7 protein-coding genes are annotated in these 13,086 nt (G+C 34.6%); 6 read left to right on the forward strand and 1 reads right to left on the reverse strand.

What is annotated here, in order from left to right; genetic code table 11:
- Positions 1-166: 166 nt before the first annotated feature.
- The 6 genes from LPB248_RS12185 to LPB248_RS12210 all read left to right on the forward strand — a co-directional run bounded on the left by LPB248_RS12185 (position 167) and on the right by LPB248_RS12210 (position 8,778).
- Positions 167-3,004 carry a TonB-dependent receptor domain-containing protein gene (locus LPB248_RS12185; protein WP_177211681.1) on the forward strand — a complete coding sequence of 946 codons (2,838 nt, stop codon included), beginning with the start codon at positions 167-169 and terminating at the stop codon, positions 3,002-3,004.
- Positions 3,005-3,089: 85 nt separating this feature from the next.
- On the forward strand, positions 3,090-4,616 hold the full coding sequence (locus tag LPB248_RS12190; RefSeq protein ID WP_177211682.1) for an SGNH/GDSL hydrolase family protein: 1,527 nt from the start codon (positions 3,090-3,092) through the stop codon (positions 4,614-4,616).
- A 238-nt stretch (positions 4,617-4,854) separates the two neighbouring features.
- Positions 4,855-6,366, forward strand: a complete 1,512-nt coding sequence (gene atpD, locus LPB248_RS12195) for a F0F1 ATP synthase subunit beta (RefSeq protein ID WP_177211683.1) — start codon at positions 4,855-4,857, stop codon at positions 6,364-6,366.
- An 82-nt stretch (positions 6,367-6,448) separates the two neighbouring features.
- Positions 6,449-6,730 (forward strand): FoF1 ATP synthase subunit delta/epsilon, encoded by a 282-nt coding sequence (locus LPB248_RS12200; RefSeq protein WP_177211684.1) that lies wholly within the window; start codon positions 6,449-6,451, stop codon positions 6,728-6,730.
- A gap of 189 nt (positions 6,731-6,919) precedes the next feature.
- On the forward strand, positions 6,920-7,558 hold the full coding sequence (locus tag LPB248_RS12205) for an NAD(P)-dependent oxidoreductase (protein WP_177211685.1): 639 nt from the start codon (positions 6,920-6,922) through the stop codon (positions 7,556-7,558).
- A 74-nt stretch (positions 7,559-7,632) separates the two neighbouring features.
- Positions 7,633-8,778 carry an aminotransferase class I/II-fold pyridoxal phosphate-dependent enzyme gene (locus LPB248_RS12210; protein ID WP_177211686.1) on the forward strand — a complete coding sequence of 382 codons (1,146 nt, stop codon included), beginning with the start codon at positions 7,633-7,635 and terminating at the stop codon, positions 8,776-8,778.
- Between the two features lie 48 nt (positions 8,779-8,826).
- On the opposite strand, the gene LPB248_RS12215 is transcribed toward LPB248_RS12210, so the two are convergent.
- Positions 8,827-12,978, reverse strand: coding sequence for a T9SS sorting signal type C domain-containing protein (locus LPB248_RS12215; protein WP_177211687.1), 4,152 nt, complete (start codon positions 12,976-12,978; stop codon positions 8,827-8,829).
- Between the last annotated feature and the right edge of the window lie 108 nt (positions 12,979-13,086).

Consider the following 13,086-nt stretch of genomic DNA (forward strand, 5'->3'; position numbering starts at 1 on the left):
ATTTTTCTTTAGGTTTTATTTGTTTTTATTTTAATAAAACGAATTAGTAAATAGTTAAAATATTGTATAAAATCATGATAAATATCAATTTTATTTAACATTTTTTTATGCATATTAAAATATTTGTGTATTTTGGCTATATATACTAACAAAAAAACTAACCCTAATGAGAGTCTACTTGCTAATTATGTTGTTATTCAGCGGAATATCTTTTGCGCAGAATACAATTACAGGTTCGGTTACAGATAGTAACAAGCAATCTGTTCCTGGTGCCAATGTTGTTGTTGTAGGAGAAAACACTGGTGCTTCTACCGATTTTGACGGATCGTTTAAATTGACTACTAATGCTAAGTTGCCTTTTTCTATAAAGGTTTCTGCAGTAGGATTTGAATCTAAAACGGTAAGTGTAACAACGGCAAATCAAAAAATAAATGTGATTTTAAAAGGTGAAGAAACAAAACTAGATGAGATTGTAGTTTCGGCATCAAGAACGCCTGAAAGAGTTTTAGAATCTCCGGTGACTATTGAAAGAATGGGGGTTCAGGAAATTAGAAAAACGGCTTCTCCTTCTTTTTACGATGGTTTGGAAAACATGAAGGAGGTGCAGATGAATACGAGTAGTATGTCGTTCAAGTCGATCAACACCAGAGGGTTCGCTACCGTTGCAAATACTCGTTTTATGCAGTTGGTAGATGGAATGGATAATGCTTCTCCATTATTGAATTTTGTTTTAGGAAACATGATTGGGGTTTCAGAAATCGATGTTCAAAGTGTGGAATTACTTCCAGGAGCATCGTCTGCATTGTACGGGGCTAATGCTTTTAACGGAATTTTATTTATGACTAGTAAAAGTCCGTTTACAAATCAAGGTATTTCGACTTACTTTAAATATGGTGCAACTTCGCAAGAAGCGGCGGGTACAAATAGTTTTTATGATTTTGGTATTCGATTCGCTCATGCATTTAATAAATATTTTGCGGCCAAAGCAAACTTTACTTATATGCAGGCTACAGATTGGTATGCTACAAATTATGATGATAAAACAAGAGCGGGTATTGATAGAGCAAATCCAAGTTATGACGGTATAAACGTTTATGGAGATGAGGCTGCTACAAATATTAAAGGTGTTGGTCAGAAATTGGAAGCAATGGGGTTGATTCCGGTGGGGGCGTCTAATCTTTTGCCGAATTCTATGGTTAGTAGAACAGGATATAATGAAATTGATTTGACAGATAATAAAGCGGCAAACAAAAAGATCGACTTCTCTTTGCATGCAAGACCTTTTGGAGATGAAAGATTGGAAATTATCTGGCAAAGTAAATTTGGTACTGGAAATGCGGTTTATCAAGGGGCAAACAGGTACTACTTAAATGACTTTTTTATGCAACAGCATAAGTTAGAATTTAAAGGAAAAAACTTTTTCGTAAGAGGATATATGACTGGTGAAGATGGAGGGCATTCTTATGATATGATTTTTACAGGTATCAACGTAAATAGAAAATGGAAAGATGATAATACTTGGTTTGGTCAATACGCAGGAGCATTTATTCAGGGGACTTTAGCTGGTATGACACCAGAACAGGCTCACGCAGCTGCAAGATCTACTGCTGATACAGGTCGTTTTTTACCTGGTACACCAGAGTTTAAAAATGCGTTTAATCAGGTTATTAGTGATCCAGACGTTTTAACTGGATCAAGATTAGTTGATAATTCGAAAATGTATCACTCAGATGCAAATTATAATTTCAGAGACATAATAAAATTTGCCGAAATTCAAGTTGGTGGTTCTTTTAGAGCGTATGAATTAAATTCTCATGGAAGAATCTATACCGATGCTAATAGTCAGATAAATTATAATGAATATGGTGCGTATGCACAATTGATGAAGAAATTTTTAGATGACAGATTGAAGTTCACGGGATCTCTTCGTTATGATAAGTCTAAAAATTTCAATGGTAATTATTCTCCACGTTTGTCTCTTGTGTATTCAGCTGGAGAAAAAAGAAATCACAATTTTAGAGGGTCTTTCCAGACAGGTTTTAGAAACCCTACAACTCAGGATCAATATATAGGATTTAATATTGGAAATGCAGTATTGCTTGGTTCTGCTCCTGATAACTTAACAAGATTTAATGAAACTTTTAATCTTAGTGCAGAAGGTCAGTCATATACAGGAAGTCCGACAAAAGTTATGAATGGTAACGATGCTTATGGAAACTCTTATGTAGCAAGTTCGGTAAATGCATTTTCTGCAATGGCGGGAACAGACCCAGTTGCAGCGGCGGCGTTGTTGAAAAAATCGAGAGCAAATTATGTGAAGCCTGAAGAAGTGAAAGCTTTTGAATTAGGATATCGCTCTGTTTTTGAAGGTACATCAATAGATATTAATGGTTACTATAATATTTACAACAATTTTATTGGGAATTTGAATGTAGTTTCTACTTTTTATGGAACGGCTCAGGATAGTCCTAATTTGCCAGTGCCTGGTAATCCTGTTACTGATGCTGGTGCGCAATCTATACGTGCTCTTCAAAACGGAGAGTATAGAGCGTATCAATTGTATACAAATTCAGATGTAGAAATACATTCATTAGGTTTTGGAGTTGGACTTTCTAGAAAAATAATTGCGGATTTTGAACTAGGAGTAAATTACAATTATGCTCAGTTTGATTTTGATCAAGCAAAAGATCCAAGTTTTGAGGCTGGATTTAATACTCCAAAACATAGAGTTAAAATGTCAATTGGAAATGAAAAACTATTTAAAAACTTTGGCTTTAATGTTAGTGGAAGATGGAATAGTGAATATTTATGGCAGGCTGGTTTTGCTGATGGTATAATTAAATCTGCGACTGTAATTGATGCTCAGATTAATTATGGAATTCCAAAATTGAAATCGGTAGTAAAATTAGGTGCGGCTAATATTGGCGGTAAAGAATACTATCAAGTAATTGGAGCTGGATTGATCGGACAGCAGTATTTTGCTTCTTGGACTATTAATCCGTAATTGATTGTTAACTCTTAGTCAAATTCATTATTTATGTTTCTGAATGCTAAGTTTGGGAGCAGGTAATTATAAAAAAATATAAATTATGGTACAAAAATTCAAGTGGCTTTTATTGGTTTCGTTAACCTTTATGGCTTGTAATAGTGATGATGATGTGGCTCCGGTGGTAGAGTCGTCTGATGGTAAGGCTTTGACTGCTGGAAGTGCTGATTTTTCTAAATATGTTGCTTTAGGAGATTCTTTTGCTGCAGGATTTAGTGATAATGCTTTGTTTGTTAAAGGTCAAGAAGGGGCTTATCCAAATATTTTGGCGCAGCAATTCGCTTTAGTAGGAGGAGGAGAGTTTAAAACACCTTTTGCAAATGATAATATTGGAGGGCTTTTGTTGGGAGGAAATGTTATTGCTGGGCCACGCTTATATTTTAATAACACTCCAATTCCTGTGGATGGTAAGCCAACGACTGAGGTGACAGCACATTTGTCAGGTACTTTTAATAATTTAGGAGTTCCTGGAGCAAAAAGTTTTCATTTGTTAGCTCCAGGTTATGGTAATGCAGCGGGAGTTGTGACAGGAACAGCAAATCCTTATTTTGCTCGTTTTTCATCTAGTGCTACAACAACAGTTTTGGCGGATGCTTTAAGCCAGAATCCTACTTTTTTCTCTTTGTGGATTGGAGGTAATGATGAATTAGGGTATGCAACTGCTGGTGGAGATCCAGCGGTAAATCCACTGACGCCACCTGCGACTTTTGAAGCTGCTTATAAAGGTTTGGTTGCTCAATTGGTTGCTGGCGGCAGAAAAGGAGTTATTGCGAATCTTCCTAATATTACAACCCTTCCTCATTTTCATGTGATAGCATATAATCAGTTAACTCAAGCTAATTTAAGTTCTAATGGAGTTAGTTTGGTTAATACTTTAAATGCTCAACTTTATGGACCTTTGAGTAATGCTCTTGCTTTTCTGGGGCAGGGAAGCAGGATTAAACTTTTGTCTACAACAGGAAATAATCCTCTGTTGATTGTAGATGAAACTTTACCAGACCTTTCGGCAAATTTAAAAGCTGTTTTGATGGGAGGTGGATTAGATGCTACTACTGCTACAGTAATGGGGCAAATTTTTGGACGAGCTAGACAAGCGCTTCCGACGGACTTAATTGTTTTAGGAGCTTCTTCTAGAATTGGGCAAGTTCCAACTGTAGCTGCTGACGGAATTGCTTCGCCTTCACCTACATTATCACAATTAGGAGTTACTTTTCCTTTGCCTGACAGATATGTTTTATTGCCATCTGAAGTGGCAGAGATTGAAGCGGCTACTACTGCTTATAATTTAGTGATCAATGCTGCGGCTGAAGCAAATGGTCTGGCAATTGTTGATGCTAAAAAAATTATGGACGATTTAAACACTTCGAGTGGTATTACTATGAATAACTTTACGTTGAAAGCAACATTTGTTACAGGTGGTATGTTTTCTCTAGATGGAGTTCATCCTTCTCCAAGAGGTTATGCTTTTATTGCCAATAAATTTATTCAGGCTATTAATGCTAAATATGGTTCAAATTTAAAAGGGGTAGATATTGGTAGTTATCAGGTGTTATTTTCAAAACAATTATAATTAAGTAATTGTTTATAACTTCAAAAAACCGCTCATTTTTAATAATGAAGCGGTTTTTTTCTTTTATAAAAAAAATGCTGTTTTTGTTGTTTTTTGGGTAAGTTTTATGAATCAAACAAAATGATGCTATTTTTTATGAAAAAAAAATTGATTTTATATTTTAAAAAATTATCTTTGCGCTCTGAAAAAAGAGGTATTTTCGATAAACCTAAATAGCTATTTAATAAATACATAAGTAATGTCAAAAGTAATAGGAAAAGTTGCTCAAATCATTGGACCAGTAGTAGACGTAGTTTTCAACGGTAAAGATGTTGAACTTCCAAAAATTTATGATTCACTAGAAGTCACTAAAAAAGACGGAACTATTTTAGTTCTAGAAGTACAATCTCATATTGGTGAAAACACTGTTCGTACCATTTCTATGGATTCAACAGACGGTTTAAGCAGAGGATATGAAGTAGTTGGAACTGGAAATCCAATCCAAATGCCAATCGGTCCAGACGTATATGGACGTTTATTTAATGTTGTTGGAGATGCAATTGACGGTTTAGGTGATTTGCCAAAAACTGGAGAAAATGGTCTGCCAATTCACAGACCTGCACCAAAATTTGAAGATTTGTCAACTTCATCTGAAGTTTTATTCACAGGTATTAAAGTTATCGATTTGATCGAGCCTTACGCAAAAGGAGGTAAAATTGGATTGTTTGGTGGTGCTGGTGTTGGTAAAACAGTATTGATTCAGGAGTTGATTAACAATATCGCAAAAGGTCACGGTGGACTTTCTGTATTCGCTGGAGTAGGTGAAAGAACACGTGAAGGAAATGACTTACTTCGTGAGATGTTAGAGTCAGGAATTATTAAATACGGTGATGATTTCATGCACTCTATGGAAAATGGAGGATGGGATTTATCTAAAGTAGATATGCCAGGAATGAGAGAGTCTAAAGCTACTTTCGTTTTCGGACAAATGAATGAGCCACCTGGAGCTCGTGCTCGTGTAGCACTTTCAGGATTATCTATCGCTGAGTATTTCCGTGATGGAGCTGGATCTGACCAAGGTAAAGATGTATTATTCTTCGTTGATAATATCTTCCGTTTTACACAAGCAGGTTCTGAGGTATCGGCACTTTTAGGTCGTATGCCATCTGCAGTAGGTTACCAACCAACATTAGCAACAGAGATGGGTGCAATGCAAGAGCGTATTACATCTACAAACAAAGGATCTATTACATCTGTACAAGCGGTTTACGTTCCTGCGGATGACTTAACTGACCCTGCGCCAGCTACAACTTTCGCGCACTTAGATGCAACAACTGTATTGTCTCGTAAAATTGCTGAGTTAGGTATCTATCCTGCGGTTGACCCGTTAGATTCTACTTCAAGAATCTTAACTCCACACATCTTAGGAGATGAGCACTACAACTGTGCGCAAAGAGTTAAAGAAATTCTTCAAAAATACAAACAATTACAAGATATCATCGCGATCTTAGGTATGGAAGAGTTATCAGAAGATGATAAACTTGCAGTATCTAGAGCACGTCGTGTACAACGTTTCTTGTCTCAGCCATTCCACGTAGCAGAGCAATTTACAGGTATTCCAGGTGTATTAGTTGATATTAAAGATACTATCAAAGGATTCAACATGATTATCGATGGTGAGTTAGATCACCTTCCAGAGGCTGCTTTCAACTTGAAAGGTTCTATTCAAGATGCAATCGAAGCTGGAGAGAAAATGTTAGCTGAAGCTTAATATAAATTATGAATTATGAGTTATAAATTATGAGTTTCTGCTCACTTATAACTCATAACTGATAACTCATAACTCAAAAAAAATGATTTTAGAAATAGTATCACCAGAAGCGAAATTATTTTCAGGAGAGGTAACATCGGTTACTTTACCGGGAGTTAATGGAAGCTTTCAGATTTTAAATCATCACGCCCCAATTGTTTCGATTTTAGAAGAGGGAACAATTAAAATTGCAGCTCCAAGCTTCAGTTTTTCTAAAGAGGCTGCTGATAAGTTTACGAGAGTTAATGACCAAACTTATACTTTAGAGATTAAGTCAGGAACAATCGAAATGAAAAATAATAAGATAATTGTATTAGTTGACTAAATACAATTTCGAAATAAGCTAAAAAGCCAGACAGTATTGTCTGGCTTTTTTTATTTTATTATTTTTGAATTATCAAAATCTCTTTATAAAATATTTGATCAATTGTAAAGGCTTAGTAAGGCTTTGCTCTTTGTTTCATCTTTAATGATGGAACGTAACTTTTTATGTCAAATTTTATAAAGAATATATATGAAAAATATATCAAAAGTCGCTGTTCTTGGCGGAGGCGGAAGAACAGGAAAATATCTTGTAAGCCAGTTATTAGAAAATGGGTTTAGTGTAAAACTTCTATTAAGAAATCCAGACAATTTTACCATTCAAAATTCAAAGTTAGAAATCATTAAAGGCGATGCGATTAATGAAGAATCTATAAAGTTATTACTCAAAGATTGTCAGGCTGTAATTAGTACTATTGGTCAGAGACCAGGGGAGCCAATGGTGGCGAATCAGGCAACAAAGAATGTTCTAAATGCTATGGATGCATATGGAATTAGGAGGTATGTTCTTCTTGCTGGGCTGAATATAGATACTCCATTCGATAAAAAAAGCCCGAAAACAATGATGGCAACCGGCTGGATGAAAACTAATTTTCCTGAAATCCAGAAAGATCGTCAATTTACGTTTGATCTTTTAACAGACAGTAAGGTTGATTGGACGCAGGTTCGTGTTCCATTAATTGTGTTTTCTCATGATAGTCATGAAATCTCTGTAAGTCTTGAAGATTGTTTAGGAGATACAATTACTGCATTTGATATTTCGAAGTTTCTTATAAAAGAAATGTTGGAGTCACATTATGTTAGACAGTCGCCTTTTATTAGCTCTATTTAAATTTAGAAAAACAACGGGTTCTCTAGAATCCGCTGTTTATTTTATTCTAATAGGAATTGTCTAATTTTGTTTTTATGAAGCTTCCTGAACAACTTAATCGAAAAATAGAGACTCTTAAACAGAACAATCTGTTTAGAAAATTACCTGCGTTTAATAATCTAATTGATTTTTCTTCGAGTGATTACATTGGATTTTCTAAATCTGAAAGTATTTATAAACAGGCGCATGCTTACCTGTTAGAAAATGAGTTTTTTCAAAATAGTGCTACAGGTTCAAGATTGACTACAGGGAATCATTCTCTTTATCAAATTGCAGAAAGTTTTATAGCGCAATTTCATGAGGCAGAATCGGCTTTAATTTTCAATTCGGGATACAATGCCAACTTGGGATTTTTTAGCGCTGTACCGCAAGAAAATGATATTGTTTTGTATGATGAACTGTGTCATGCTTCTATAAAAGATGGAATTACGATGTCTAGCGCTAAATCGCATCATTTTATCCATAACGATTTTGAAGATTTAGAAAAGTATATTCTTAAATTTCCAGACACTACAATTTATATTGTTACAGAAACTGTTTTCTCTATGGATGGTGATAGTTCTAATTTAGAAGAATTGATACAGCTGTCAGGAAAATACAATTGTTATTTAATTGTTGATGAAGCTCACGCTTTAGGTGTTTTTGGAGAAAAAGGAGAAGGACTGACTCAGTATTTACAATTGCATGACAAAATTTTTGCGCGAATTGTAACTTTTGGGAAAGCTTTAGGTTGCCAAGGAGCGGCAGTTTTAGGAAGTGTTGAGCTTAAAGATTATTTAATCAATTTTGCTCGTAGTTTTGTGTATACAACTGCTTTGCCTCCTCATGATGTTGCAACAATTTTTACAGCATACCAGCAATTAGAAATGGAAAAAGAGGCCATTGAAAAGCTTCGTCAGAATGTTGTTTTTTTCAATCAGCAGAAAAATTTGTTGGGATTAAAACCAATGTTTGTTCATAGTAAATCTTCAATACATTCTGCGATTGTTCCAGGAAATGAAAAACTTAAAAAACTAGTGCAGGAACTTCAGGATAAAGGGTTCGATGTTCAGTCTATTCTTTCTCCGATTGTTCCTGAAGGTCAGGAACGTCTTCGTTTTTGCATTCATAATTATAATTCTCAGGAAGAGATTAATCAAGTCTTGGAATTGGTTAGAGATTTCGTTTTTGGTTATCGTTAGAAAAAGAGTAAAAACAAGAAGCCCATCGTATAGATGGGTTTCTTGTTTTTAATTGAATATGATTTTCTTGGTAGCTACATGATCATTTTCTAGGACTACTTTTACCAGTAAAACCTGATTGCTTGAATATAGGTTTGTTATTTCTAATTCTTTTGCCTCAATCTTATTTTTGCTGTAAAGCAATTGTCCGCCGATTGAAAAGATTTTTACTTCTTTAATGTTTTCAGATCCGCTGGCTACATTTATTACTTTTGATTTTACAGCAACGAGTATTCCATCGGTTAGATTTTCAAAATCATCTGTGCCTAATGTTTTATTTGTGTAACGCAAAACAAAACGAGTTGTATTGGATCCGATAGCAGTTTTAAACGTATAATTTTCTTTTCGTAAATCTATTATTTTGCCTAGAGCTTTATCCTCTAAATAAACTTCTTGAGTATTAAAGAATCCGTCTGCGTGATCGATTGATATTGTAAGATTGGTTTCAATCGTGCTTTTATAGCCAAGAGAAACAATATCTGTATTGTCAAATGGTAAGGCACGACCTTGAATCGTTAATTTTCTAGATTCACTGATGCTATAAAAATCAATGTAAGAGTTGCCTCCTCTTGTCGTAGCGTCATAATTATGATCTAAGCTATTGGTTGCTCCAGTTGCATATCCAACAAGCATTTGTTTAAAAGCGCCTTCTGAATTGGTTAAATTTAGCCATAAACGATTTTTTTCTATTTTACTAGCTTTTTCAGTAGTCTTATAGAAAGAGGTGTTATTGGCCTTAACTCTTTGTTCGTTTGTAAACAAAACAGAGTTTACTTTTGGTATAACAAAAAAACCTTGCCCCGCAGCGATGTAGCCATTTGGAGCTTGTCCTTTGGGAGACGGCTGAGTTTCTCCCATTAATGAAAAAACAGCAAAATCTGAACTAGAATAAGTAAATGTGTTCGTTCCCTCGATTATTTTCGGTGGTGTATCGTGTGACCAGAAGTATAAAGGACCTACGTCTCCATTGTCCCTAATGAATTGTTCAGCATCAATAGAAGATGGATATGGGTTTCCTAGTAGATTCAGGTTTCCAGCTACAAGCGGTACTGGGACATTTCCGTTATTTGGTGTTCCTGTAAATTTTGCAGTAAAATCTTTTGGAGTAGTAAGGTCGTATGTTTGTGGAGCTCTAATGCTGTATCCATTTCCAGCTTCCATTTTCTTTTCTCCATAATTATCAGGTATCCATGTGTTATTTGAAGGATTCCAGTAATGGAATTTGTCATATAAAGTTTCTGGAGATAAATCATGCATCGATAGGCCAATTACAGGTGATGACCAGTATGTTACATCGTACCGAACGACATTAGTCGTTCTTTGTATTTCGAAAGCTTTTGAACTTCCTCCTGTAAACATGTCTTTACTTGTTGAAGTTTGAAGTAATGATCCTCCATCTAGAATTAAAAGTTTTCCTTCTCCTAAAACATTTATATTTTCATCTACAGTGAGTGTAACATCTTTTTTAACTGTTAATGTAACACCATCATTAATTGTACAAGAGCAAACAGTAAGGTCTGAATTTAATTCTGTATTTGCTGTTATTACTAAAGAACTGCCATTTCCGTTATTTGGAACATTTATAAAAATAACAGAAGATTTTGCAGCTGCTGCATTTTCTTTTAAACGTATTTCTATTTCGGTTTTACTGTTTAAAGTAAATATTTGCCCCTTATTAACTAATGTAGCTGTATCTGTGCTTCCTGTTTTCTTGAAAACTTCAATACCATCTACAAAAATTTGAAGATCATCGTCTTGGTTTGCAACTTGTATTTGGTATTGACCGCATGCAAAACCTCTACGTTTAGAAACTACTGTAAAGTAATCATTTGGCATAGGTGCGCCCTGCCAGTTGTTTGCTGCATATGGAGATTTGGTTGTTGGCCAAAATGCTGTTGAGTTTGCATTTGGATTTGGATCTACATAATAACCTGCATACCCTGTTTTTTGTAATGTTAAATCATTGCCATTGTATCCATAAACATTCCAAACTTTTTCTCCAAATACTGTGGGATCTCCTTTTGTTAAACCAAAAGAAAAAGAAGTTCTAGCATCATCTGCTACTTCAAAATAATCTATAACAAAATCATAATCTTTGTTGGCTTCAAGTTTAAACAAAGTAGAGTTAATAGAATAATTTCCTCTGCCCCATCGTTCTAAAACCATTTTACCATCAATATACAATCTGATCGCATCATCTCCACCGACTGCAAAATTGTAAAGTCCTGCTTCTGTAACTTTTGTTCGCATTTTGTAACGCACCAAGAAAAAATCAGAAGGGGCGGCTTCACAAGGGAAATTTGAAGTAAGACCTGTAATAGCTCCACTTTTAACATCTCTATCAAAAATCGCATTCTCGGTTACGGTTCCAACGTAAGTTGCAATTGTTGGGTTTGGTGTTTCATTGTAGCCAATATTTGGAATAGCACTATCTTTTTGGTATTTATATACATATCCAATCCATTCGTTTTTTCCAAATACAGCAGGATCTTGGGTTGGTATGCATGGAATCAACTCATGAGCTCCCATATAAGGTTTTGCTCTTGTATTGTTGTCAATGTCAGTTGGAACAATTGTAATTGGAGTTCCTACGAGTATTTTATTTGTGGAATTGCTAGCATCTAAATATAAGCTGTTGCTTACGAATAAAGGGTTTTCATTTTTAGAACTAGCATCTTTACTAGTTGCTTGTTTCCATTCGTCAAGAGTGGTTTTTTTATTTGTTGACGTGTAGTAGCTTCCGAAAGTGCCCACAAATTGTGAACTATAGTAATTGTTATAATCTAATGTTGGAAATTTTGAACGATCTGATGATTCTAGATAAATAGCAAAACGCTCGCTTCCTGAGGTTTGTGCATTTATAAATATATTATTTCTAATATCAAATCCAGAACCACTCCTTACATACAATGCAGAAGAACATCCGCTAGGCTGATTCGTGATAAGTTTTACGCTATTATGATACAATTTAACATCATTACCATCATAAATATAAATACCAAATGCATTTTGGCCACTTACACCGCCGCCGCCAGCTGAACTAACATCAAGTACAAAGTTGTTATATATTAATTGATTATTTCCTGTTGTGTAAATACCACTAGCAGTTAAGGCTTTATCGGTGATGATAGAGCTAATTTTATTGTTAAATATCGAACCATTGTCTCCTTCTAATTTAATTCCTATTGCTCCAGTATTGGTTGAAGTTGTAAATAAATTAGAAACGATGTTTTGCGAAATGATAGCATTACTTCCTTTAACGTAAATTGCATAGGCGGAACCATTACTCTTAAGGTTTTCCATATTTGAAACCGTATTATTTGAAACGGTTCCATTATCGGCATTTTCTAAATATATTCCAGAATGACTAAGCGTGCCATCAAAATTTGAAGGAATTTTTATTCCGTCTAATGTATTTCCTGTTACCGTATAATCACTTACATTTAAAAGAGAGATCCCTAAAAATGCTTTTACATTGTTAGTCATTGTAACTATTTTGTTGTTCAAAATTTTCCAACCACTATTGTTTTTGTTTTGACCTTTTACAACTATAGCTTGTTTAACGTTTGTAAAAGTTACATTTTGGATGGTATTATTAGCATTGTTTGCACTGTTGTCAAAGTTGTCGTCTGAAGCTAAAATACCTGTCGATATTGTTCCTATTTCAGGAGCTAGTGCATTTAACTCGATGGTTAAATTTTGAAATTTATTGTTTTCAGATTTTTTGTACAACCAAATAGCAACTCGTTTGGCATATTTGTCATTACTGTCGTCAAGGTTGTTGTAGATTTTTAACTTGTTGTCGGCAACACCATTATTTCCGTCAATGATAATATTGTCGGCATTATTTAGTGTAATCAATCCGCCTTCGCGAACTTTTCCAGATATAATAATTTCTTTTTTATCATTTGGTTTTATAGTTACTGTATTTTGTTTTTTATTGGTGAATTTCTTGATTACAAGTTGAGAAGTTAAATTTTGATTTTCATCCAATAAGAACTGAACATTTCCGTCTATTCCCACATCATTCAATTTTGCAATTGCTTCTGTAAGATTTTTGAATTGTGAATCGGTTTTAGTTGAACTAATGACATAATTGCCATTCAATTGAGCAAATCCAAAAAAAGGTAACAATAAGAATAAAAGTAAAGTTTTTTTCATGCTAAATGTTTTCTATCAATTTGTTATGCGGGCATAGGACTTTTAAGTCCGCGCAAATATAGATACATCTACGAGCTAGATTTTACTAGGGTTTTCGGAACGTCGATA

The organism is Flavobacterium sp. LPB0248, from assembly GCF_013388355.1.
In the GTDB taxonomy this organism is placed as follows: Bacteria; Bacteroidota; Bacteroidia; order Flavobacteriales; family Flavobacteriaceae; genus Flavobacterium.